The sequence below is a fragment of the Rhodococcus sp. ACS1 genome (assembly GCF_002300155.1).
Lineage (GTDB): Bacteria > Actinomycetota > Actinomycetes > Mycobacteriales > Mycobacteriaceae > Rhodococcus_F > Rhodococcus_F koreensis.
Genome location: NZ_NSDZ01000004.1, coordinates 293,923 through 317,315, shown reverse-complemented (window position 1 = coordinate 317,315; position 23,393 = coordinate 293,923). Strand labels below are relative to the sequence as shown.

21 protein-coding genes are annotated in these 23,393 nt (G+C 61.9%); 12 read left to right on the top strand and 9 right to left on the bottom strand.

The genetic code is table 11. The features are described from left to right. Positions 1–12: 12 nt before the first annotated feature. On the bottom strand, positions 13–1,542 hold the full coding sequence (locus tag CJ179_RS13785; protein ID WP_095861917.1) for an MFS transporter: 1,530 nt from the start codon (positions 1,540–1,542) through the stop codon (positions 13–15). A 422-nt stretch (positions 1,543–1,964) separates the two neighbouring features. Between CJ179_RS13785 and CJ179_RS13780 the strand changes: the two genes are divergently transcribed. From CJ179_RS13780 to CJ179_RS13750, 7 genes are all read left to right on the top strand, one after another. After that, positions 1,965–2,243: a ferredoxin gene (locus CJ179_RS13780; protein WP_095861916.1), complete on the top strand. Its 279-nt coding sequence runs from the start codon at positions 1,965–1,967 to the stop codon at positions 2,241–2,243. A gap of 58 nt (positions 2,244–2,301) precedes the next feature. Further along, positions 2,302–3,735 (top strand): aromatic ring-hydroxylating dioxygenase subunit alpha, encoded by a 1,434-nt coding sequence (locus tag CJ179_RS13775; protein ID WP_257015495.1) that lies wholly within the window; start codon positions 2,302–2,304, stop codon positions 3,733–3,735. A gap of 67 nt (positions 3,736–3,802) precedes the next feature. Further along, complete coding sequence (locus CJ179_RS13770) at positions 3,803–4,657, top strand: VOC family protein (protein WP_095861914.1); 855 nt, start codon at positions 3,803–3,805, stop codon at positions 4,655–4,657. A gap of 164 nt (positions 4,658–4,821) precedes the next feature. After that, positions 4,822–6,243 (top strand): FadR/GntR family transcriptional regulator, encoded by a 1,422-nt coding sequence (locus CJ179_RS13765; RefSeq protein ID WP_095861913.1) that lies wholly within the window; start codon positions 4,822–4,824, stop codon positions 6,241–6,243. 134 nt (positions 6,244–6,377) lie between these two features. Then, the gene (locus CJ179_RS13760; RefSeq protein WP_218834816.1) at positions 6,378–6,863 is read left to right on the top strand and encodes a cupin domain-containing protein; all 486 of its coding nucleotides are present in this window, start codon (positions 6,378–6,380) and stop codon (positions 6,861–6,863) included. Continuing rightward, complete coding sequence (locus CJ179_RS13755; RefSeq protein ID WP_257015493.1) at positions 6,860–7,735, top strand: alpha/beta fold hydrolase; 876 nt, start codon at positions 6,860–6,862, stop codon at positions 7,733–7,735. The genes CJ179_RS13760 and CJ179_RS13755 overlap by 4 nt, the downstream gene beginning before the upstream one ends. A 170-nt stretch (positions 7,736–7,905) precedes the next feature. After that, the gene (locus CJ179_RS13750) at positions 7,906–8,199 is read left to right on the top strand and encodes a hypothetical protein (protein WP_095861912.1); all 294 of its coding nucleotides are present in this window, start codon (positions 7,906–7,908) and stop codon (positions 8,197–8,199) included. A gap of 33 nt (positions 8,200–8,232) precedes the next feature. On the opposite strand, the gene CJ179_RS13745 is transcribed toward CJ179_RS13750, so the two are convergent. The 4 genes from CJ179_RS13745 to CJ179_RS13730 all read right to left on the bottom strand — a co-directional run bounded on the left by CJ179_RS13745 (position 8,233) and on the right by CJ179_RS13730 (position 12,222). Next, the gene (locus CJ179_RS13745) at positions 8,233–8,952 is read right to left on the bottom strand and encodes a GntR family transcriptional regulator (RefSeq protein WP_095861911.1); all 720 of its coding nucleotides are present in this window, start codon (positions 8,950–8,952) and stop codon (positions 8,233–8,235) included. A gap of 158 nt (positions 8,953–9,110) precedes the next feature. Beyond that, on the bottom strand, positions 9,111–9,854 hold the full coding sequence (locus CJ179_RS13740; protein WP_095861910.1) for a GntR family transcriptional regulator: 744 nt from the start codon (positions 9,852–9,854) through the stop codon (positions 9,111–9,113). Between the two features lie 101 nt (positions 9,855–9,955). Continuing rightward, positions 9,956–11,302, bottom strand: a complete 1,347-nt coding sequence (locus CJ179_RS13735; RefSeq protein ID WP_218834815.1) for an LLM class flavin-dependent oxidoreductase — start codon at positions 11,300–11,302, stop codon at positions 9,956–9,958. Beyond that, on the bottom strand, positions 11,299–12,222 hold the full coding sequence (locus tag CJ179_RS13730; RefSeq protein ID WP_257015492.1) for a CoA ester lyase: 924 nt from the start codon (positions 12,220–12,222) through the stop codon (positions 11,299–11,301). The genes CJ179_RS13735 and CJ179_RS13730 overlap by 4 nt, the downstream gene beginning before the upstream one ends. Before the next feature lie 304 nt (positions 12,223–12,526). On the opposite strand from CJ179_RS13730, the gene CJ179_RS13725 reads away from it, so the two are divergent. The 4 genes from CJ179_RS13725 to CJ179_RS13710 all read left to right on the top strand — a co-directional run bounded on the left by CJ179_RS13725 (position 12,527) and on the right by CJ179_RS13710 (position 17,091). Then, a complete protein-coding gene (locus CJ179_RS13725; RefSeq protein ID WP_095861908.1) occupies positions 12,527–13,420 on the top strand; it encodes a CoA ester lyase in 894 nt (297 codons plus the stop codon). Positions 13,421–13,483: 63 nt separating this feature from the next. Further along, complete coding sequence (locus tag CJ179_RS13720; protein ID WP_257015491.1) at positions 13,484–14,506, top strand: MaoC family dehydratase; 1,023 nt, start codon at positions 13,484–13,486, stop codon at positions 14,504–14,506. Then, a complete protein-coding gene (locus CJ179_RS13715) occupies positions 14,503–15,726 on the top strand; it encodes a CoA transferase (protein ID WP_095861906.1) in 1,224 nt (407 codons plus the stop codon). Before CJ179_RS13720 ends, CJ179_RS13715 begins: the two co-directional genes overlap by 4 nt. Before the next feature lie 153 nt (positions 15,727–15,879). Further along, entirely contained in the window at positions 15,880–17,091 is a 1,212-nt protein-coding gene (locus tag CJ179_RS13710; protein WP_095861905.1) for a CaiB/BaiF CoA-transferase family protein, read from the top strand. Positions 17,092–17,281: 190 nt separating this feature from the next. On the opposite strand, the gene CJ179_RS13705 is transcribed toward CJ179_RS13710, so the two are convergent. Further along, a complete protein-coding gene (locus tag CJ179_RS13705; protein WP_095861904.1) occupies positions 17,282–17,806 on the bottom strand; it encodes a flavin reductase family protein in 525 nt (174 codons plus the stop codon). 407 nt (positions 17,807–18,213) lie between these two features. On the opposite strand from CJ179_RS13705, the gene CJ179_RS13700 reads away from it, so the two are divergent. Continuing rightward, a complete protein-coding gene (locus CJ179_RS13700) occupies positions 18,214–19,659 on the top strand; it encodes an MFS transporter (RefSeq protein WP_095861903.1) in 1,446 nt (481 codons plus the stop codon). Between the two features lie 106 nt (positions 19,660–19,765). On the opposite strand, the gene proC is transcribed toward CJ179_RS13700, so the two are convergent. The 3 genes from proC to CJ179_RS13685 form a co-directional block, all read right to left on the bottom strand. Next, positions 19,766–20,632 carry a pyrroline-5-carboxylate reductase gene (gene proC / locus CJ179_RS13695; protein ID WP_095861902.1) on the bottom strand — a complete coding sequence of 289 codons (867 nt, stop codon included), beginning with the start codon at positions 20,630–20,632 and terminating at the stop codon, positions 19,766–19,768. 47 nt (positions 20,633–20,679) lie between these two features. Then, positions 20,680–22,284, bottom strand: a complete 1,605-nt coding sequence (locus CJ179_RS13690; RefSeq protein WP_095861901.1) for a class I adenylate-forming enzyme family protein — start codon at positions 22,282–22,284, stop codon at positions 20,680–20,682. A 108-nt stretch (positions 22,285–22,392) separates the two neighbouring features. Continuing rightward, positions 22,393–23,193 carry a class II aldolase/adducin family protein gene (locus CJ179_RS13685; RefSeq protein WP_095861900.1) on the bottom strand — a complete coding sequence of 267 codons (801 nt, stop codon included), beginning with the start codon at positions 23,191–23,193 and terminating at the stop codon, positions 22,393–22,395. Positions 23,194–23,393: the final 200 nt, after the last annotated feature.

Here is a 23,393-nt window from a genome sequence, read left to right as displayed (position 1 = left end):
GGATATGGAAAGTCAGAGCTTGTTGCGCTCCAGATCGCCGGTACTCGGCGATACTCCGTCAGCTGTGTCCGAGGCGGGTTCCGCGGTGTCGACCGAGAACTCCTCGATGGCCTCGTCACGCCGCTCACGAAGTACCGTGAAACCGACGAGAAGTGCGACGACACAGATCGCGGCCGAGATCCACAGCCACGTGGTGATGCCCTGATCTTGGTAAAACACACCGCCTTCCGGTGCAGACACCATATACGGAGCCAGGACCGCGAACATGACGACCGGAAGAATCGACGATGCACCCGTGGTGCACAACTGCACTGTGCCGGCTGTCGACCCCTGGTCGCCGGCGGGCGTGGCACGCATCACCAAATTCGGAACCGCAGCGGTGGATACGCCACCGGCAAGGCCGAGGAGGAGGCTGCCGATCATCACGGTGGCGAAAGTATCGTGCGCCAGCGCGAACGACACCAATGATGCCGCGAAGACAGCGATTCCCAGGGTCAGGAATGCACGAGGGTTTCGTCCTCGCGCAAGGAGTACGCCGATCACAGCGCCACCGAGGACAGTCGCCAGTTGCTTGGGAGTGGCGATGCTGGAGAATTCCAGGGGGTTCAATCCGAGACCGTACGTGACGCCGTTGTCCCGCGAAGTCATCGCGAGCAGCGGGACCAACTGATAGGTCGCGGCCGACACCGAGTAGGCAACCGCGCCCGCGAACGCCACGAACACCAGGGGCTTACGTCGGAAGAGCGCGAGTTTGATGATGGGCTCGTCGACGTTCCGCGTGCGCCACACGAACACGCACCCGAGAACGATCCCGATGAGCAGCAGCGGCGAGGCTTCGAGCCAACCCCAGGTCCGGCCCATGCTGACGTAGAGCAGCACGGGAACAACGGCACCGGCCAGGATGAGGCCACCGAGGAAGTCCGGCTTTGCCTCACGACGATTCGTCGATTCGGGCAGGATCGCCCAGATCCCGATGCACAGGCCGAGGGTCCATACCGCATCGAACAGGAACATTCCGCGGAAGCCGTGGTGCTCCAACAGCCATCCGATGACCGTGGGTGCTGCGATCGTGAATGCTCCCATTCCGGTGACGGTGATACTCGCTGCGAACGCGGCCTGCTTGGGCGGGTAGATGTCGCGAATGAAGGACGGGATCAGCGAGAGCGTTGCGAGAATGGGGCCCTGGAGAATTCGCCCGATCAGCAGGACCGTGAAGCTCGGAGCCACGGCGCAGATCAGGGCTCCCACCCCGGCCACCGTCATGGTGATCAGCAGCACCCGCCGCTTGCCGTAGAGGTCGGCGGCCTTACCGAGGAGTGGCGCGCAGACTGCACCGACGAGGAAGTAGACGGTCATCAGCCAACCGCCCTGCGTTGTCGGAAACTCCTTCAGGATGCTGGGCAGACCGATCGAGACCATGCTGTTGCCCAGCGAGAGCGCTTCGAGCACTGCCGACATGAGAACGATTCCGACGATCATCGTGGCGGTCCAGCCCTGTGCAGAATCGGGATCTCTGCCAGTTGTCGGTGTGGGTAGTGACATCGGTGTTCCTCCGTGGGAGGTAGGGGGCGAACGTGCGTATCAGCCGGATCGCCGGTGGTTCGCTTTCTGACGGGGGACGTCGAGCGGTATCCCGGCACCGACATGAGAATCGCTCTGTGACCGACACAGCTTAGGACGCCGTCACGAAGTACCCGCAGCGCCTATTCCATTTGATGGAACGACAAATGGACAATACGAAACCACTGCTGGAGAGTGATTTTCAAGCCTGATACAGGCAGCGTTCGGCGGGTGGCAGCCGGGCGGCTCCGCCCGGTTGTGCAGACCAGATGTGGTTCAGGCGGCGGTCCGTGTATCGCCAACGGCGCCCAGACACCGCCGGCCGTACCGGCCTCGTTGTGCTGCCGAGGCATCGGTCGATCTCGAGGTCCCAGAGCAGTTAGTGGATGAGGAAGGCATATCGCATGAGTGACGAAGTCCGGGTGTGGATCGAACACAACCTGTGCACCGGAGACGGTCTGTGCGTCCAGTACGCCCCCGACGTCTTCGAGTTCGACGACGCCGGGGTCGCCCATGTCAAGAGCGAACCAGCGGGTCCACTACTGACCGAAGAGGGGGCATCCGCACACGTGCCGGACAGCCTTCGCCTCGACGTCATCGATGCCGCCGACGGATGCCCGGGAAACTGCATCCACGTCGCCCGGATCGCCGACGGTGTCGAGATCGCCGGCCCGAACGCCTAGCCAAGTTGCCCACGTGCAGACGCACGATTGAACGCCAGTTACAGGAAGTGTGGTTGCGATGACAGTCGTAGATGAGCTTCGGATGAATCGGCCCATCTGGTTCGAAGGTGACGTTCCGCCGGAGAAGGTGCCCGAGAAGTACCGCCTGGACCGGGCTTTCATTCCGAAGGGTCGCTACCTGGACGAGGAGTTCCTGAAGCTCGAACTCGACAAGATGTTCACCCACACATGGCAGATCGCCTGCCGCGTCGAAGAGCTACGGGACGTCGGGTGCTTCGTCGAGTACGAGATCGGCAAGTTCTCGGTCCTGCTCGTTCGTGAGTCGAAGACCGAGATCCGGGCGTACCACAACGCATGCCGCCACCGGGGAACCCGTCTGGCCCGGGGTCGCGGACGAGTCGGCTCGCTGATCTGTCCGTTCCACGGCTGGCGCTGGAACCTGGACGGCTCCATCCGACTGGTGCTCGACCGGGAGGAGTTCGTTCCCCGCTCCGACGACGACCTCGGCCTGGTCCGCGTTCGGGCCGAGCAGTGGGCGGGCTTCGTCTTCATCAACCTCGATCCCGAGGCCATGCCTCTGCTCGAGTACCTCGACCCCGTCGCGAGGATCTTCGCGCCGTTCCAGCTCGAGAACTTCCGGTACCGGTGGGGCAAGGGCATCATCGCACCGTGCAACTGGAAGACGGCGATGGACGCATTCCTCGAGGCCTACCACGTGGCGGGAACCCACCCCCAACTCTTCCGCCTCGACAAGTCCGATGACAAGCTCGCCTCGCTGAAGGAACTCGACAATCGGTCGTGGGCCCCGACGACCGTATACGAGCGGCACGCCCACTACTCGGCACTCGGGCCCAAGGCGTCGTCCTCGAGGAACGACGGTAAGGATCCGTCGAAGAAGACCGGCGACGGCAAATCCGACGAGCGCCTGAGCATCGCAGCCTCGATCCAGTACCTCCATGAGGATATGCGCGGTCTCGAGAACGAGCGCAGCTGGCGTGTCGCGGAAGCACTGAAGACGGCCGAACTGCCCGAAGGGATGACTGCGGGCAAATACTTCCTCCAGCTCTACCGGGAGCTGTCGATCGAGGAAGGCTACGACTGGCCGGTGATCACGCCCGAGCAGTGGTCCGAGGCAGGCAGCTCCTGGAACGTGTTCCCGAACAGCATCATCCTTCCGGGTCAGGGCTCGGCGTTCTGGTACCGGGCGCGGCCGATCGATGACGATCCCAACAAGTGCCTGTTCGAGATCTTCAGTCTCGACCAGATTCCGGTCGCCGACTATGACAAGAAGCGCGAGTTCGAACCGCAGTACTTCGACGACTACCGCGACGCCGACCTGGGGCAGGTCTTCTCCCAGGACTTCGCGAACATGAAGGACGTCACCGTCGGTATGCACTCCCCCAGCTTCGACGGCCACCGGCTGAGCGAAGAGCAGGAAATGACGATCTGGAACCACCACCGGGTCGCCGACAGGTTCATCTTCAACGACTGAAATGAATTCCGCATACGCAACTGCGTAACTGCGTACATCGTGTACCGCCACCGGATTGGAGTTGAGCATGGGGGTTCATTCCCTGGGCTACATCAGACTGAACACGTCTGATATCGACGCATGGAAACGGTTTGGAGAGGACTTCGTCGGCTTCATGCCCGTCGACGGCGCCGACCCGAGCTCCTTGTACTTCCGCATGGATCACTATCCCGCCCGAGTGGTGGTGACTCCCGCCGAGGAGTCGTCCTGCACGGCGATCGGGTTCGAGGTGATGAACCGGCGAGAGCTGGACGAGCTGGTCCGCGCGATCAGTGCGGAGGGTATCGAGGTGTCCTCCGGGTCGAAGGAGGAATGCGCGGAACGCCGAGTGAGCGGTTTCGCCCGATTCGCGGATCCCGGCGGCAACCAGATCGAGCTGTTCTACGGGCCGGTGCTCGATCATGTGCCGGTGAACACTCCGCTGGTGTCGAAGTTCGTCACCGGAAACATGGGGCTCGGTCACGTGATCGTGACGGCTGAGGACGTCGAGAAGACGTTCGACTTCTACAACCGAATCCTCGGATTCGTCGAGCGGAACACCGCTGGACCGGTCTACTTCATGGGATGCAACCCCAGGCACCACAGCTTCGGTATCACGCCGAGGCCGGGCCCGGCGGGCAAGGTCGTCCACATCATGGTCGAGGCGGAGACCCTCGACGACGTCGGCCTGGCCCTCGATCGCGCCTACGACATGGACCTGCCGATGATGAACACGCTCGGCAAGCACACCAACGACCAGATGGTGTCGTTCTACGTCTACTCGCCGGACAACTACGCCTTCGAGTTCGGATGGGACGGATTGCAGGTCAGCGAAGAGACACCGACCTATGCAATCACCGAGGGCGCATTGTGGGGCCATCGGTTCTCACCGCCCCCGCAGTGACCTCCATCGGCCCCCCCACAACTGTGCTTGTCGGGGGGCCGATGACGTTCTGAGCGCCAGACACGCACTTCCAGCGATGACGTAGGCTACGTGCCTGGGCATGGGCTTGTGCATCACATCGCGAGCGTCCATGCTCGGATCGAGGGGATAGGAGTTCCTGGTAGATGCGACTTCCGGAGGGAAAAGAGCCGGCAGCAGTTGCACCCGAAAAGCTCGCCGTCCAAGTTGCTCGACGGATCGTCGACGAGATCATCGAACGACAGTGGCCGATCGGCGAAGTTCTCGGCTCCGAAACTGCGCTGCGTGAGCATTTCGGGGTGTCCCGGTCGATCCTGCGTGAAGCGATCCGGGTGCTCGAGCATTCTCGGGTGGTGCAGATGCGACAAGGGCCGGGCGGTGGGCTCGTCGTCGGTACCCCCGATCCGACTCCGGCCATTCGCGGAGTTGTCATCTACCTGGAGTACGCCGGGGCGACTGTGGAGCAGGTTGTGCATGCCCGCTTCGTCTTCGAACGAATGGCCATCGCGGCCGTTTCGGAATCGTTGACCGAGAGCGGAGTGCAAGAGCTCAGATCGAGCGCATCCGGTGAGGACGGTCGTCTCCCCGAGAACTTCCACATAGCGTTGGGTCGTCTCTCCGGGAACCCGGTACTCGAGCTGTACATCGACATCCTGGTCAGATTGACGGCGGCATACACCCATCGTGCACGAGGGATCGCCGGAAACACCGAGGAGGAGGGTTGCGCGGCCGCCAGGCAACATCTGGCGATTGCCGAATCGATAGTGGCCGGCGCCAGCAGTCGAGCACAAAGTGACCTGGTGACCCACCTCGACAGAGCTGCCACATGGTTGAGTGGCCTCGTCCACCCCCAGCCCGGAGAGAGTACGGCGATCGGGCCGATGGACCTGGATCCCGACGAATGGCCACGGGAGAGGAAGTTGGCCGGGTCCGTTGCAGGGCGCATTCGTGACGACATCGTCAGCGAGGGCCGGTACGTCGGCGAAGTCCTGGGGTCGGAAGCCGATTTCGTTTCACGGTACGGGGTGAGTCGCTCGGTGTTCCGCGAATCGATTCGGATTCTCGAGCACTACAGCGTGGCTCGTATGCGCCGAGGACCAGGGGGAGGGCTGGTCGTTCTCGAGCCCGATCCGACCTCCAGCATCCGGACGATTGCCCTGTACCTGGACTTCCGCGGAGTGACGGTCGAGCACCTGCGCGCAGTGCGCGAGGAAGTCGAATTGGGCTGCCTCACAGCCGCGATGAGGTCCGGGATGCTTGACAAAGCAGAACTCTGGGGAGATCGACAGAGGCGCGATTCGAAGGCCGGCCGGTGCAGTACCTGCCTCCGGGATCGAGTCGCAACACTGAGCGGAGATCCGGTGCTGATGCTGTTCCGCTCCGTTCTGGCCACTCTCTGGGACGAGTACGGCACAGGCCGTCGACCAAGCGATCCCTGCCGCTCGACAGATCAGACACCGGACGACCGAGCCGAGCTCGATGCGATCGTCGACGCCATGGTTGCCGGCGACGAAGGGCTCGCCCAGTTCCGAATGAGACGACATCTCCGGGAACACCCAGGCTGGTGAGTCAGGCGTTCAAGCCCGAATTCATTCCCAGCACCGCATAGAACCGAACGTCACCCATCGGCGCCCCACTCGGCCATTCCATCGAGCGGAATCGACGCAAGACGTGTCGATCGACCCGCAACTACGATGAAGCAATGACACTCGTATTCGGCAACCTTGTCGACGGTTTCGATTGGGTACCAATGGGTCTCGATCAACAGGCCAGCCCCAGCTACTTCTGGAACGAAGGTGGACTCCTCGCGGACGCACCGGTCGACTTCGGCGCGACCTTCGAGGGGAACATGTTCGTCACCAGCAAGCCGATCGACAGGCCTCGTTTCAATCGCAATCCGCTGCGGGTGACTCCGGGATTCACTGTTCCTCGCCATCATCACAACATGGACGAGATGCTGTTCATGCTTGCGGGTGAGTACAACATCGAGCACTACGACAACGAGGAACCCGAAACGGTCACAGTGCGTGCCGGCGACATCTTCGTGAGCCGTGCCGGGACGGCGTACACGATGACCGCGGGAAGCGAAGGCGCAACCTACATCGAGACGTGGCCGACGCCGGTGACGGAACTCGAGACCTACTGGCACAACTATGGCTGGGTCGCAGCCAAGGGGGAGAATCGGTGACCGCGACATTGCAGGAAATCACCCACGACAACACCAGCCGCACCCTCGAGACGAAGAAGGGCGTGCTCCACTATCACGAGGCGGGAGACGGCCCCCCTCTGCTTCTTCTGCACGGCTCCGGTCCCGGTGTCAGTGGGTGGAGCAACTACCAGGGCAACCTGCCGATCTTCGCGAAACATTTCCGCACTCTGATTCTCGACTTTCCGGGATTCGGCAAGAGCTACTCGTGTGACGACAACCCTATGCTGGCGGCCCTTCCGGCGGTACTCGACTTCCTCGAAGGCATGGAGCTCGACGCGGTTCCGGTCGTCGGCAACTCCATGGGCGGCAGCATTGCCGCCCGACTCGCTGCCGGCCATCCCGAACGTGTGAAGCGACTGGTCACGATCGGCGGCGTCGGAACCCCAGTGTACAGCCCGGCGCCGTCCGAGGGAATCAAGCTCCTGGTCCAGTTCGTCGAAGACCCCACACGCGAACGCCTCGTGGCATGGATGGAATCCATGGTGTACGACACCGCTATCCTGACCGACGAGTTCGTCGAAAGTCGCTGGAAGGCAGCATCGGATCCCACGGCGCTGAGCGACGTCAGAAAGCTGTTCAATTCGGCAGCTCTCGCCGGAATGCGCGGACGGAACGGAGCAGCCGCTGTCAACCAGGTCGAGACCCTCACGAAGATCGAGGCGCCCACTCTGATCACCTTCGGACGTGACGACCGAGTCACCCCACTCGACAGTTCCCTCATGCCGATGCGCCTGATCCCGAACTGCGAACTGCACGTCTTCCACAACTGCGGCCATTGGGCGATGATCGAGCGCAAAGCCGAGTTCGAAAACATTGTGCTCGCATATCTTCTCCGCGACATCGAGTGCTGACTGTGCAGTTCGGTCGATGATGCACCCGGCGGTCTCACGGAGCTGGTGCGGCGTGGCATGAGCAGTGTGTCGGTCGAGAGCGACTGGCACTCTGCGCATTTCCCTCGTGCGGCGAGGGTCCCCAAACTTCCAAGGCTTCGGCTGTCCCGACTATTTGGATGTGAATTCCCATGAACTCTCGTGAGTACCGCAAGTGGCGCCAAATGCGTCGCGCCGCTTCGATCGAAGCCAACCGTAAACGCAATCATCCCGACACCGAGGCGGAGCGCCTCATCGAATTTGCCAGCAAATGGGCACCATTCGGGGGCGCCACCGAGGAGGAAGTCCTCGTGCACTTCGGAATGACAATGCACCGGTTCATCGAGCGATTGTGGCAGGTCATCCCTGAATCGAACTGTTCCCAAGAGGAGGTACTCGTTCTAGTGAGCGCATACCCCCACCGAGTCGGCGGCCCAGTCGGCTGACAGTCCGACAGGTCCCAGTAGGCCGCTGGGACATTACCCGGACTTCTCGACGGCCGATGACTCCCTCTCGCCGAACATACGTAAAACGAAGGCTCGTCCCGCTCGAACGAGATGTTCTTCTGACAAGCGGCGTGCCTTCTCTGGATCGCCGGCGATAACCGCCGCGACGATATCGTCGTGCTCGCGCAGCGCGCAGCTCGCCTGTTCAGGGATCATATCGAAGTAGGACGTGGGGATAAGTCGTCCAGTCTGCCGAAGCAGTATCAGCAATCTCGCTGAATTACTCGCCCTATTGATTGCTCGATGAAACAAGAAATTCGCTGTCCGTATATCACCGCCCGCATCTGCTGCAGCACGAACCTCATCCGACAGGAGACGGATTTCCTTGTGCTGTTCGGGTGTTCCACGTTCAGAAGCCCATGCTGCAGCGGTACCGGACAGGACCGCCATGAGAGCGAAGTTGTCTTCGACATCGCGTGGGGTCAGGCCGACTACTGATACCCCAGTCCTCGGTGCTACCTCCACCAGACCTTCGTGTACGAGCACCAAGCAGGCCTCGCGAACCGGAGTGCGGCTGGTTCCCAGTTCAGCAGCGGTCTCATCCAGATCGATCCGCATTCCCTTGGATAGTTTTCCGCTGATGATCTCGTCACGCAGGACTTCCGCGATACGGTCCCGTACCGTCGCCCCGAGCTTCGGATTTCGTCTACTGTCGCCGCGGCCGCGAGAACTTTTGCCGGACGTTTGCATCATCGAATCCACAGCGTCCCGAGCAGGGCGAACGCAGGATCGCCCGCCGCCTTCGTCGAGATGGTGAAGGATCGGACATTCGCACAACTCATGCCGTCATGATATATCAGAAACTTGCGGGTGTGCCCTCATGCCCTCTGCTCCTCCGCGTCAAGGGAGGGTCAGAACAGATCGAAGTCGTAGCGCTTCGCGAGTTCATGGAGAGTGGGAGAGAACGACGACGCGCGATGCTCGTCCAGTTCGTACACGAGGGATCGCACCGCGCCCAAAATATGCCGCGCCAGCTCGCGCTCTGCCCGATCGGCGTCGCGCGCTGACCACGCGTCGAGAATTCGCTGATGACCTTCATTCGAATGCATGAGATGGTCGTCGACGTTCCAGTACACGCGTCGGTACCTCGAGTAACGCTCCCAGTATCCACGAAGCCCGCTCTGGATTGGGTCGAGTACTACTTCATCGTCGAATCCGTAAAGGGCGTAGTGGAATTTGCGATTCGCTTCGGCGATGGCGTCGAATCTGGCCACTCCATCGGAGGGCTGTTCCGCGATCAGACCTCGAGCAATATCCCGAATTGATCGCTCATCCGCGTCCGTATGGCTGACCGTCGCCACGCGGATGGCGAGCGGTTCGAGCAGGAGACGCATGGCGGAGATCTCCTGGACTTCGGCCGACGAGAACCTGCTTACCTCCACCCCGGATCGCGGGCGCATGTCGATCCATCCTTCGGACTCGAGCAGTCGGAAGGCTTCTCGCAGTGGAGTTCGGCTTACCCCGAAGGCTTCGGCATATTCGTCCTGACGAATCCGCATGCCGGGTTCCAACTTGCCCGTGATGATCTGCTCACGCAGAGAATCCGCAATCCGTGAGACGAGTGATCGTGCATCGAGGTGCATTGATGCCGCCATCGTCCCTCCATTCTGAATCCAATCGATTGGATGTGATGCTGCCAATATACCGTGGCGGGAAGGACCGGCGGTACGGAGCGTCGCCGGTCCTTGCCGAGGGGTCAGGATCCGGTGGACGGATGAGGAGGCGCCGAGATTCCAAGATGATCGCGAAGCGTCGGGCCCTCATAGTCGCGGCGGAAGATGCCACGTTCCTGCAGGATCGGGACGACCATCCGCACGAACTCCTCGAATGCGCCCGGCAGGTGGGTGGCGGCGAGGACGAACCCGTCGCAACCACCGCTCTCGAACCACTCCTGCATCTGGTCCGCGACACTTTCGGGGGTACCGACGAATCGGGGGCCCTGCAGCAACGTCGCACGGTGCGCCGCCAGGTCGCGGACGGTGACGTCACGGTCGAGGTGGCGCCGGACGCCCTGAGCCAGCCCGCGGATTCCTCCGCTGGCCGCCATCATCTCGTCGGTCACCACATCGTCGAGTTCGTGCTGGGAGAAGTCGTAGTTCAGCGCCTCGGAGAGCAGGGCGAGCGAGGCGATCGGGTGCACGTACGCGTCGAGGAACAGCCGTTCCTTCTCCTCCGCGATCATCTGTGTTTCGCCGACCACGGCGTAGGCCATGGGCAGCAACTTGACGTCATCGGGATTGCGGCCTGATGCGGCAATCTGCTCCTTCTGCTCCCGGTAGTGCTGCTGTGCTACGGGCAGACCGGGGTCAGCGGTGAAGATCATGTCGGCCCATTCGGAGGCGAACTCCCGGCCACGACCGGACGAGCCGGCCTGTAGCAGCGCGGGGCGGCCTTGTGGGGTGCGCGGCACGGTAAGCGGCCCGCGCACCTTGAACCACTTGCCCTCGTGGTTGATCTCGTGAACCTTGTCCGGATCGGCGAATTCGCCGCTCTCCCGATCCAGCACCATCGCGTCGGGCTCCCAGGAGTTCCACAGTGCGACGACCGCCTCGAGAAACTCCTGAGCTCTGTCGTACCGTGCGTCGTGATCGAGGTGGTTCTCCAAGCTGAAGTTCTGCGCCTCCGAGTCGTTCACCGACGTGACGATGTTCCACGCCGCACGGCCGCCCGACAGGTGGTCCAGCGTGGCGAACGTGCGGGCGACGTGAAACGGTTCGTAATAGGTCGTGGAGTACGTCGCACCCACGCCGATCCGGCTGGTGGCGCCGATGATCCCGCCAAGGACCGCTGTGAGGTCGAGCTTGATCGGACGCGCGCCGTGGCGGACGGCGCCGGCAACCGAATCGCCGTACACACCGGGCATGGCGAGGCGATCGTCGAAGAAGACCAAGTCGAACTTGCCCTCTTCCAAAGTGCGTGCGACGTGCTGGTAGTACTCCATCGTCAGGAAGGAGTGTTGGGCCGAGGGGTAGCGCCACGAGCCCGAGTACACGGTCACGTTGCCGGCCTGCATGAAGCCGACGAGGGTCATCTGGCGGGTCATAGGTTTCTCCTGTTCTGCCCGGCGAGACCGAGCAGTTCGGCCCTGTGGGCAATGGTGGCGGCGTGGCGCAGGTGGGCGGCATCGACGAGCATCCCGTCGAGCGCAGAAGCCCCCTTGCCCAGATTTTCGGCGTCGCGGTAGGCCGCAACCACCCGCTCGGCGTGCGCGATCTCCTCCGGAGTGGGAGCGAAGGCGTCGTTGGCGATCTCTACCTGGCTCGGGTGGATGGCCCACTTTCCCGAGTAGCCCATAGCTCCCGCCCGGTCGCACGCCGTGCGGTAGGCGTCGGGATTCTTGTAGTTCGGGAACGGCGCATCAATGGCATCGATCCCGGCGCTGCGTGCAGCGACGATCACCCGGGACCGGGCGTAGTGCCACATGTCGCCGGGGAAGTCGACCACCGGGTCGAAGTTCGTATCGACGCGCGCGCCCTGCGATGCAGAGAAGTCGCCCGCGCCAAAGATGATCGCTTCCAGCCGGTCGCTGGCATGAGCGATCTCGTCGACATTCTGCAGGCCCTCGGTCTCTTCGATCAGTACCTCGAGCGCGATTTTCTTCTCCAGGCCGATGGTCTCCTCGAGTTGGGTGAGCAGGGTGTCGACCCACCACACGTCCCGCGCACGGCGGACCTTGGGCACGATGATCACGTCGAGCGACTCACGAGCAATGGTGACGACCTCGATTACGTCGTCGTACGCCCACCTCGTGTCGATGCCGTTCATTCTGATCGCGCGGGCTGTATGTCCCCAATCGAGGTCGCGTAACGCGACAGCGGCTTTGCCCCGTGCCTTTTCCCGTTCGGCGGGTGCACAAGCGTCCTCCAGGTCGAGGAACACGAGGTCGGCGCCCGAGGCCGCCGATTTCGCGAACATCCAATCGTTGCTGGCAGGCGTGGCCAGTTCGGAGCGGCGCGGTCGCATTGCCCGTGGTTCTGTCATATCAGATGGCGCCCTTCTCGTTTGCTTTCGGCGGTGCTCTTCATCTAGACCAGCCGCTTCCGTGGGGAGGCTGCGAAGAGTGGATCCGGTGCCCTCCGGTGGGGTTGGCGCTCACAGCTTCTGCTCGATGAGGGCAACCACTCGCGCATCCGTGGATGCTTGCTTCACCGGACGTTTTGGATACAATCGAATATATTCGAGTCTGCCGCGTCACGTCAACCATGAAGCGTGGGCCACGGCATGACACGGCATCCCTACTCTCGATTCCGTACGACAGGAGCAACCTGTGACCACCCGCTCACGTCCCCGACGCTCAGCCCTCTACGTACCCGGGGACAATCCACGGGTCCTCGACAAAGCCAAGAAACTGCCGGCTGACGTGCTCATATTCGATCTCGAAGACGCAGTAGGCCCCGAGGCCAAAGCATCGGCACGGAAACGTGTATGCGAGCTGATCGACTCCGGCGCCTACGACCCCAGAGAGCTCGTCGTCCGTATCAACGGCCTGGGCACCGACTGGCATGGTGACGACCTCCGCGCGGTTGCGTCATCACGTGCCCACGGCATTCTCATCCCGAAAGTGAATTCAGCTGCGGAAGTTCGTCTACTCGCGGATGCACTCGGCGCCGCCGGAGCGCCAGAACACCTGCAACTCTGGGTGATGGTCGAGACACCGGCCGCATTCCTGCACGCCGAGGAGATCGCAGCTGCCAGCAAGCGACTAGACGTGCTCGTGATCGGCACCAATGATCTGATCAACGACATCCACGCGCTGCACGTGCCAGGGCGATCCCCCATCATGGCCGCTCTGTCTCTGGCGGTGCTGGCGGCGAAGTCTGCGGGTAAAACCATCCTCGACGGGGTCTTCAACAGCATCGAAGACGACGCGGGATTCGCGAACGAGGCACGCCAAGGCCGAGCGATGGGCTTCGACGGAAAGACGGTGATTCATCCGTCTCAGCTCGCACCGGCTAACGCAGCTTTTGCACCGAGCCGGCCGGAAGTCGACCGCGCACGAGCGATCATCACCGCCTACGACAAGGCCCGTGAGGCAGGTGAGAGTGTCCTAGTCGTTGACGGTCGCATGGTCGAGGGTCTGCACGTTCGAGATGCCCATCGCATTCTCCGGCTACACGAACTCGCCACCGAGATCGACTGCGCCACCCCATCGAGCGTCTGACCGACCCGCTCCGTACCAGGAACCTGGCCATCATCGACCGATCACACGCCGTGAGGGAGAACTGTGTCATCAACTGAATCAATCGTGCACGCCACACCCGAGAGTCACCGGCGGCGGGAAGGCCCATACTTCGACGACCTCGCGATCGGGCAACGTGCCAAGTCGCCCGGACTGACGTTGACTACGGGACTTGCGGCCACCCACCAAGCGATACTCGGTGACCGGGTGCCGCTCGCCCTCGACGCGCACCTCGCCGGCAGAGTGACCGGAGCACGAGGACAGATAGCCAACCCCGCCCTCGTGTGGGACGTCGCAATCGGACAGTCGACGCACTTCAGTCAACGTGCCAAGGCAAATTTGTTCTATCGCGGGTTGGCCCTGCGACGACTGCCCGAAATTGGCGACACCCTCTATACAGAGACCGAGGTCATTGCACTTCGTGAAAACAAGCGCCGTGAAGACCGTCATCCCACCGGGATGATGGCGCTACGCATCAAGACCGTCGATCAGGAAAACCGTGTTGTTCTCGACTTTTCACGCTGCGCGATGATCCCGATGAGTGCCGCACACATCACGACCAACCACCAGGATGATTTGTCAGCCATCAGTTCGGGCCTTGATCGCCAGGTGCTGCGAGACCTGACCGCAGACTGGCGCCTGTCGCTCCTGCCGACGACTACACCGGTGTCGGTCCGTGATCGATGGACAGTGAAATACGGAGACGTGGTCACCTCCGCCCCGGAGTTGGCGCGCTTGACTCTCAATCTCGCATCTGTCCACCACGACTACCGTGCGGCGGGGTCTCAGCGACTGGTCTACGGTGGCCACACGATCGGTCTTGCCTCGGCTCAGTTGTCGAAGACACTGCCTGGTTTGGCCGCCATCGTTGGATGGCAAAGCTGCGACCACCTTGCCCCGGTCTACGAGAACGACACAGTTTTCAGCACAATCGAGGTCGAAGACGTCGAACCACTCGGCGAGGTCGGCCGCTTGGTCGACCTGCGTTCGGTCGTACACAAGGTGCAGCCTGATGGGAACGCGCCGGTGGACGTTCTCGACTGGCGCATCGTGGGAGTAATGACATGACCGCAGGCGTACTCGCCGGGATGCGGATTATCGAAGGTTCGGCCTTCGTAGCCGCGCCTCTCGGTGGTATGACACTGGCGCAGATGGGTGCGGACGTCATCCGATTCGACCAAATCGGCGGCGGCTTGGACTACCACCGCTGGCCGGTCACAGAGGGCGGCCACAGCCTGTTCTGGGCCGGTCTCAACAAAGGTAAGCGGTCAATCCAGATCGATCTACGCTCAGACGCGGGCCGCGAGCTCGTCCGGGCACTCGTCACGGCGCCCGGTGATAGCGGCGGAATCTTCCTGACAAATTTCCCAGCCCGAGGCTGGCTCGACTACGACCGACTACGCGCAGAGCGCGCCGACTTGATCATGGTGGTATTGACCGGCAACGGCGATGGCAGCAGCGAAGTGGACTACACCGTCAATCCCGCCACAGGATTCCCGTCCGTCACAGGCGCCAAAGACTACGACGCCCCCGTCAACAGCGTCCTACCCGCTTGGGACATCGCGCTCGGCACTCTCGCGGCGGTAGGCCTGCTCGCCGGGGAACGACACCGCACACGCACCGGCGAAGGCCAACTCATCAATGCTTCACTGTCCGATGTTGCCTTCGCCATGGTCGGCAATCTCGGCCGGCTCGGGCAAGCCGCACTAGGCGGAAACAGCGGGACAGACAAGGACGGCAATTACCTGTACGGCGCGTTCGGAGCGCCGTTCCGCACGGCCGACGGTCGCCATGTGATGGTTGTCGGGCTTACCGGCCGACAGTGGTCAGCCTTGCGCGATGCCACCGGCCTCACGGATCGCTGCGACGACATCGAGCGCGAAAGCGGTGTCGACCTTGAAACGGAGACGGGTCGCTATGTCGCTCGCGAACGAATCGCCGAATGCCTCCGGCCGTGGTTCGCGCAGCGAACACTGCCCGAGGTCGCCAGAATCCTGAACGAGCGGCAAGTGGCCTGGGGGCCCTATCAAACCTTCACCGAACTCCTCGACGATCGTCGTCTGTCGTCGGCGAATACGATGTTTTCTCCGGTGGAGCACCCCGGCGTCGGAACGTACCCGATGCCGGCCTCTCCCCTCAACTTCGCCGAATCGGGACGACTCCCCGCACGTCGCGCCCCCCAACTGGGCGAGCACACGGACGAAATCCTCACCGACGTACTCGGTTTGGCCGACCATGAGATCGGAAAACTCCACGATTGCGGCGTCGTCGCAGGGCTGCTGAAGTAATTTCCGAGAGCACGGGGTGTGCCCATCTCTGATTTCCGATCGACTTCAATAGCGTCAACAACGTTGACTGACCACGTCACAGACGGTGCGCGTCAGGTCGGTCCAGACCAACCGACCGACACTCGGGGCACCGTTCGCATGTAGAGGAGAATCATGGTTGAGAACTCGAACAACACGAAGGCGCTCGAGGGCCTTCGCGTGATCGACGCAGCGTCGCTCGCCGCAGCGCCATTGGTCGCGACTTACCTCGCGGAGTTCGGCGCGGAAGTGGTCAAAATCGAAGAACCCCAAGGTGGGGACGCACTTCGCGCATGGGGAGTCCGCAAGGACGGTATCGGCCTCATGTGGAAGAGCGTCGCACGCAACAAGAAGACTGCCACCGCCAACCTGCGTACCGCCGAAGGGCAACAGCTGATACGAGACCTGGCCGCCGAGGCGGACGTAATTATCTTCAACACAAGGCCGAGCACACTCGAGAAGTGGGGACTCGACTACGAGTCGATGCGCCACACTCACCCGCATCTAATTTATCTACACATCACGGCGTTCGGCGAGGGTGGCCCCGACAGCGACCGTCCTGGCTTCGGAACCCTCGGCGAAGCAATGAGCGGTTTCGCGTACACCACCGGTGAAGCCGGAGGCCCGCCGACTCTCCCCTCCTTCATGCTCGCAGACGGTGTCGCCTCTCTCAACGCTGTCTACGCCACCATGATTGCGCTCTATCACCGCGACCTTCGAGGTGGAGGTGGACAGAAGATAGACGTAAACCTCGTCGAGCCCCTCGCGCGACTGCTCGAGCAGTCCGTTCTCACCTACGATCAACTCGGAATCAATACCACACGCCAAGGCAATCGGTGGTCGATCACCGTTCCGCGCAACACCTATCGAACCAAAGATGACCGATGGATTGTCATGTCGGGCAGTGCACCCTCGATCGCGCTGCGCGTCTACAAGGCGATCGGGCGACCCGAACTGGTCGACGTACCGGAGTTCGCGGACCCGCAGATGCGGCTCGAACACGCCGATGAGATCGATGAAATGGTCGCGAACTGGGTAGAGGCCCGCACATTTGACGAGGTCATGGAGACCTTCAGTCGCGAGCAGGTTGCCGTGGCACCGGTGTATAACGCACAGCAACTGCTCGATGATGAGCATCACATGGCCCGCGGAACGTTTGTCCGCGTATCAGATTCCGACCTGGGCAGCATGCAGGTGCAAGGACCAGTACCTCGCTTGTCGGCGACGCCGGGCAGGGTGGAGCACCTAGGGCGCGACCTGGGAGCCGACACGGAGACAATCTACACATCATGGCTTGGCCTTGAAGCCGATGAGATCGCAAAACTCAAGGCGGCGGGAACAATATAGTGTTCGCCGACCCAGCATGAGTTCGGGTCGCTGCCGGCCGGCCACCAACACCGTGTATCCGTCTTCGACGACACGAAGTCACGAACTGGATGCCCTTGGGCCGAGGTCGTCCAGAAGCGTTTGACGATCGACCGGATGCGGTGACGTCGCCCCGGTCGGCGGCCGGCCGGGGCGGGTCTTCCCGACTACCTCACGCGAAGGTGTCGGAAAATCCGTGGAACGCCCGGCGGAAGTAGACTGTCGGAACCCGGGGGCTGAGTTGAGTATCCTCCACTCTTCCAATCAAAATCGTGTGGTCTCCGCCGTCGGACTTTGCATGAGCCACGCACCTGAGGAGAACGCTCGCGTCAGGGAGGGCCGGTATTCCGTGTCGGTCGGCCTGAAATGTGCCGCCTGCAAATTTGTCCGCACCTCGAGTTGCAAACCGACCCGCAATATCCTGCTGTTGATCATGGATGATGTGAACGTTCCAGCGAGATGCTTTCTCGAATGCGGTATGACATTGCGCTGTCTTGGCGAGACAGGAGAGGACGAGGGGCGGATCCATTGATACGGAGCAAAACGACGACGCCGTAAATCCCCACCATTCTCCTCGGTCGTCCACAGTCGTCACGATTGTCACGCCACTCGGAAAAGAAGCCATTGCATCCTTGAATAGTTTGGCTTCGGTAATACTCGGATCTGAGCCCAGATCAGACAATGCTCGCGAGTTCATGAGGGTCCTTCCAGCTTTGGGGCTTCGATGTACGCGTTCGTCCGCAGGTGCATGGCAGAAGTGCCGAAGAGTCTCCAATATATCAGAATGACCTGATATATTGGAGACTCGTTCGGGCGTGCGTCGGGAGTCGGGTGACGCAGCAGAAACGGTCGAATCAACTCGGTCACCACCGCACACCCACCGAACGCAACGAGCCACTCGACCGACGCCCGCGCAAGGGTCAAAGATCCCGGCATTTTCCGAGGTCAGGCGCCTCATTGCATATTTCGACCGATTGGTCTAATGTTGCCTCCGTCACACACGTTCAATTGCCTTTGCTTGTTACTCGACCCACTTCGTCCCCGCATGGTCGTCGACCGGTCCATCCAAGAGAGTGACCGGCATGTCCGAGAGAGTCAGTATCGATGTCTTCAGAAGTCAGCGACAGCGTTCGGCCGCTACGACCACTTTCGGTCATCATCGGAATCCTTCTCTTCGCAGACATAGTCAGCGGATTCGAATCGACGATGATGTTCACCGCACTTCCGCGGTTGATGACGGCGTTCGACGCCTCTCCTGCTGATGTCAGCTGGGTGTTGACCGCGTTCCTGCTCACCGCCGCCGCCTCCGCAGCCGTATGCGGAAGACTCGGTGACATCTACGGACGCCGCCGAATGCTGATCCTCCTGCTGCTGATCTCGGCAATTGGGTCGATCATCAGCGTGTCAACAGGAACGCTCATCGGGGTTATCGTCGGTCGAGCGGTTCAAGGCGTGGCTGGAGGGATCCTGCCGTTGTGCTTTGGGCTCGCACGCGAGTACCTCCCGAAGGAACGCGTCCCAGTAGCAGTGGCGGTAATCGCGGGGAGCGCAATGCTCGCCGGCGCATCCGGAAACATCATCGCCGGCGCGCTGATCGACACATTGGATTGGCACTACATCTTCATCGCCGCCACGGGGGTCGCCCTGCTCGCGGCAGCGGCTTGCACAGCACTCCCCCGATCGACGGTCGTCGCACAGGTCGCGCGCATCGATTGGATCGGCGCCGTACTGTTCGCGCCGGCAATTGCATTGGTGCTTTTCGGTATTACCAACTCCAAGTCGTGGACGTGGATGGACAGCCGGACGATCGGTACCATCCTCGCCGGAATCGCATTGTTCGGGCTGTGGGCTTGGTGGGAGCTTCGTATCGACTCTCCGATGATCAATTTACGTCTGTTCTTCCATCGGAATCTCATGCTGACGATGTTTGCGACCGCCTTTCTTGCGATCGGCACGATGGGTTCGACGGGTTTCCTTCTCCCGCTCATCATGCAGAATCCGACAACCGCGCCCGTCGGTCTGGGTCTCAGCCCAACCGCAGCGGGTGCGCTGGCATTCTGCACGGCAATCGTGGGGTTCCTGTTCTCACCGGTCAGCGGTTGGGTGTCTGCACGTGCTGGGTCCCGGCGAGCGTTGATTATCGGCACCGTTTTCGCCATGCTCGGGGCGGTCGCCCTCTCGGTGCTTCATACGACCGTCGCGGGCATGATCGTCGCTGCGTTGTTCCTGACGATGGCCACGTCATTCATACTCTCGTCGCTGCCGAACCTCGTCGTCGAAGCCGTTCCGGCGGAGAACACCAGCGAAGCCACCGGCGTCAACGCGGTTGCCCGCCAAGCCTTCGCCGGGATCGGAACCTCGATCTCCACGATGATTCTGAGCATGTCCGTCGTTCCGGGAACAAACTTCAGCACGGAAAGCGCCTATCTGCAGGTCTTCGCTCTCATCGGCGTATGCAGCCTTGCCGCTCTACTTCTCGCGCTGCTCATTCGTACGCCCGCCCGCAAAGTTGTCGGGGAGAGCAAGACTTCCTTGGCCCGCGCGAACTGAACGGGACGAGTGACGTGCCGCATCAGTAACAAATGCGCACCGGATCAGGAGAATCGTATGCGGGGCTCATAGGGCGGCGCCCGCGATGGTGCGCCGCTCCCGTCACTCAGTTCTGGTCGACAGAGATCCGAATCAGGGGCGGTCGCACCATGTCGGACAATGCGATGGAACGGTCACGTGCAGCTGTCAGTGCTTCCTGAAAAGTCCGTCGAATCTCGGATCCTTCGAAGACCTCCAACGCCGCGGCAGTTGTCCCCGCAGGCGATGTCACGGCTGCCCGTAATTCGACCAGGTCGACATCACCGATACCTAGCATCGCGGCTGAACCGGCCAACGTTCCGGTCACCAACCGGCCTGCCGTATCCCGGTCCAGTCCCAGTGCCATTGCGGCGTCGATCATCATCTCCGCGACGAGGAACACGTACGCAGGACCCGATCCGGAGACTGCGGTGACGGCATCGAGCTGGTCCTCGGAAACGCGCAGTACCTCACCGACCGATTCCAGCACGGACTCGACAAGCCTCAAATCGTGTTCGGTTGCCGCGACGCCACGCGCGATCGCGGTGACCGCGGCGCCCAGCATCATCGGCGTGTTCGGCATCGCACGTACCACCGGCACCACGGAGGGAAGAAATTGCTCGATCCGCTCGGTGGTCACCCCGGCCACCACCGACAACACGACCGGGCGAAGGGCCGATTCGCGCAACGCCGAACCGAGGTCGGTCAACACCTCCTCGATCTGCTGCGGCTTCACCGCCACGACCAGAACGTCACATTTGTCGGGAAGAGCGTGCAGATCGGCCACTCGGACCCCGTGCCGATGCGCGACATCGAATGTTCGTTCCACGCTGCGGCCGATGACGGTGATCGATTCGGCGGGCATCCCCGCTCGACACAGTCCTGCTACGAGTGCCTCGCCTATCCGGCCGACACCAATGACGGTAACTCTCACCCAAGAATGTTCCCACGACATGGGTTGTGCCACAAACTGTCTCGGGCACCCACTGTCCAGAAGCTTCCTCAACGGTCAGGTGTCCGCCCCACGAGGTCGACAACCGGATGAACACTCGCAGTGCCCACGGCAATTCGGAACCGCCGAACCTTGCCGACACTGGTGCGTGGGAGTTCATCGATGACGTGCCACGATCGCGGCCTCGCTGCAGGCGCCAAGTTGCCGATCGCCCATTGTTCCAGGGCATCGACATCTGGTGGTTGCGTGCTGTCCCGCGGCACCACGTACGCCACAGGAACATGATCGCGGATGGGGTCTGGTTGCGCGATCACGGCGGCCTCCAATACTCCCGGCGCCTGCGCGACTATTGACTCCACCTCGGTAAGACTGACGTTTTCGCCAGATACCTTGATGACGTCGTCGGCACGACCCACGAATCGGTACATACCGCTGTCCGGATCGGCTACCACGAGGTCGCCGGTGTCGAACCAGCTCGTGCCGTCCGGGAGATCGGTGAAGGCGCGGTTCGTCGTCTCCTGGTCGTCCAAATAGCACTGAAAGAGGTCAGAACCCCGCACTCCCCGTACGCGGAGCTTTCCCGGCGTGCCGGGTGGAGTCGGTTGGCCATCTTCGGCATCGACAACGTCCACCACACGACTGCCTAACGGTTCCCCGATGACGTCATGACGCAAGGGGACACTGGTGTCGCCGGTCACCGCGGCAACCGTCTCCGTCATGCCGTAGAGCTGGCGAGGACGGCAACCCACGAGCTCGGCGAAATGCTCATAGTGCTCACGGCCGAGGCTCTGGGCGAACCACACGTGTTCGAGATGCAGTGGCGGACGATCGATGCCGCATCGAGCGAGAATCATACGAATGGGTGCGGCGAACAGGCTGGCGTGGGTGGCCCCCAATTCGTGTGCTTGATGAACCCAGCGTGAGGCCGAGAAGGTTCGGGTCAGTGCGACACTCGCTCCGGTCACGATGGCAGGGGCAAAACAGTAGTACTGAGCGTTGGCGTGGAAGAGCGGCAGTGCCACCAGCCAGCGGTGCTCTGGACGGAGACCGACGGCAGCAGCCATGACTTCTCCGACCGTGCTGTAGTTCTCCTGGGTGAGGCTTACGCCCTTCGGCTCGGAGGTTGTGCCTGACGTGAACATCACCGCGAGTCGATCGAATAGTGCGATGTCACAGGTTGCCACGGTGACCGGTTGGTCAGCGACAAGTGGCCCATCAGGCGATACGTCGGAGGTCGTTTCGTCCATCTCGAGAATTGTGGGGACCATTCCCTGTGCCCCAGCCCGGTACGTCTCCGCCCGGGATCGGGCACATACCCCCACCGTGGGTTGGGTCCGTCGAATCTGGCTGGCGATATCGCGTACTGCAGAGGCTGGGTCAACCGGCACCAGGAAGGCACCGAGTCGCGCGGTTGCGAGCCAGAGCGCCACGAACGCGGGACTGTTTCGCAGGGCGACGTGTACTGCAGAGCCTCGCCGGACCCCGTGCCGGCAGAGGGTGCCCCCGGTCTCTGCAACGATCTGATCGAAGTCGAGGTATGAATACGTCGTTGTGTCCGTGTCGTCGTGAAACACCAGGAACGGTTGGTCGCCGTGGTCGGCGACGGCAGTTTCCCAGTGCTCGTTGAACGTTCGGCGGAGACTCTGACCTCTCACGAGTCGGCTCCGGTCAGCCGGTTACTCGCAAGCGCCACGGAAAGCCCGACGCCTGCGGTGCCCGCCATCGGGTTCAGCACTCTGTCCTCGAGATTCACAACACCCGCCTCAATCCCGGTAGGACGGGTCGGTGCGGTCGAGCTTGCGCAGCAGAGACGGCCATTCCCGGTCGTTGGAGGTGCCGAGATCATTGAGCCACTGCCGGACGGTCAGTTCGATTACCTCCGTTGGAGGAATGATCAGGGGCCTGCCTGTGGACAGTGCGAGTAGCTGGGTCCGAGCGGACTTGTCCAGATAGTAGGTTTCGGTGAACGCATGTCCCACACTGCGTCCAACCGTGAGGGTGCCGTGGTTGCGCAGGATCAGACCAATATTGTCGCCGAGGTCGGTGATGAATCGCTGCTGCTCGTCCGAGCTGAGCGCAATGCCTTCGTAGTCGTGATATCCGAGACGACCGTGGAAGCGCATCGCGTGCTGGGTTAGCGGCAGCAGTCCGTTCTCGAAGGTGGACAAGGCCATGCCCGCTTCAGTGTGTAGGTGCATCACACACTGAGCGTCTTCCCGCGCGCCGTGGATCGCACCGTGGATGACGAAGCCGGCAGCGTTTGGCCGGTGCGGACTGTCACCGATGACGTTGCCGTCGAGGTCGATCTTGACCAGGTTCGAGGCGGTGACCTCGTCGAAGCCGAGGCCGAGAGGGTTGACAAGGAAATGATGCTCCGGCCCTGGTACGCGAGCTGAGATGTGGGTGTAGATCAGGTCGTCCCAGCCGAATAGTGCACAGAGTCGGTAAGCGGCGGCCAGGTCGCAGCGGACGGCGAGCTCTGCATCCGAGATCGGGCCGTTGTCTTCCCTTCGAGTGACTGGCAATTCGAAGGAGGAGTACTCCGGATCGGGGGCAGTAGACATTGGCGCTCTTCTTTCGGGAGGTCTGTCCGAACTTACAATAGAACTGAACGTTCAGTTCATAACAGTGGCCTTCATTGTTGGAGGCGGATGGCTCTATGTCAACACCCGACAGGCGGAGAACAGCGATAGAGGCGCACAGAAGCATCCGGACAGACGGACGGCCATTCATGCAATGAGCCGGTCAGGGCCGCGCGAGCAAA

Bases quoted from the DNA above. Each gene is read 5' to 3' on its own strand.
- CJ179_RS13785 (WP_095861917.1), bottom strand. From the start codon at position 1,542: ATGTCACTACCCACACCGACAACTGGCAGAGATCCCGATTCTGCACAG.
- CJ179_RS13780 (WP_095861916.1), top strand. From the start codon at position 1,965: ATGAGTGACGAAGTCCGGGTGTGGATCGAACACAACCTGTGCACCGGA.
- CJ179_RS13775 (WP_257015495.1), top strand. From the start codon at position 2,302: ATGACAGTCGTAGATGAGCTTCGGATGAATCGGCCCATCTGGTTCGAA.
- CJ179_RS13770 (WP_095861914.1), top strand. From the start codon at position 3,803: ATGGGGGTTCATTCCCTGGGCTACATCAGACTGAACACGTCTGATATC.
- CJ179_RS13765 (WP_095861913.1), top strand. From the start codon at position 4,822: ATGCGACTTCCGGAGGGAAAAGAGCCGGCAGCAGTTGCACCCGAAAAG.
- CJ179_RS13760 (WP_218834816.1), top strand. From the start codon at position 6,378: ATGACACTCGTATTCGGCAACCTTGTCGACGGTTTCGATTGGGTACCA.
- CJ179_RS13750 (WP_095861912.1), top strand. From the start codon at position 7,906: ATGAACTCTCGTGAGTACCGCAAGTGGCGCCAAATGCGTCGCGCCGCT.
- CJ179_RS13745 (WP_095861911.1), bottom strand. From the start codon at position 8,952: ATGATGCAAACGTCCGGCAAAAGTTCTCGCGGCCGCGGCGACAGTAGA.
- CJ179_RS13740 (WP_095861910.1), bottom strand. From the start codon at position 9,854: ATGGCGGCATCAATGCACCTCGATGCACGATCACTCGTCTCACGGATT.
- CJ179_RS13735 (WP_218834815.1), bottom strand. From the start codon at position 11,302: ATGACCCGCCAGATGACCCTCGTCGGCTTCATGCAGGCCGGCAACGTG.
- CJ179_RS13730 (WP_257015492.1), bottom strand. From the start codon at position 12,222: ATGCGACCGCGCCGCTCCGAACTGGCCACGCCTGCCAGCAACGATTGG.
- CJ179_RS13715 (WP_095861906.1), top strand. From the start codon at position 14,503: ATGACCGCAGGCGTACTCGCCGGGATGCGGATTATCGAAGGTTCGGCC.
- CJ179_RS13710 (WP_095861905.1), top strand. From the start codon at position 15,880: ATGGTTGAGAACTCGAACAACACGAAGGCGCTCGAGGGCCTTCGCGTG.
- CJ179_RS13705 (WP_095861904.1), bottom strand. From the start codon at position 17,806: ATGAACTCGCGAGCATTGTCTGATCTGGGCTCAGATCCGAGTATTACC.
- CJ179_RS13700 (WP_095861903.1), top strand. From the start codon at position 18,214: ATGTCTTCAGAAGTCAGCGACAGCGTTCGGCCGCTACGACCACTTTCG.
- proC (WP_095861902.1), bottom strand. From the start codon at position 20,632: ATGTCGTGGGAACATTCTTGGGTGAGAGTTACCGTCATTGGTGTCGGC.
- CJ179_RS13685 (WP_095861900.1), bottom strand. From the start codon at position 23,193: ATGTCTACTGCCCCCGATCCGGAGTACTCCTCCTTCGAATTGCCAGTC.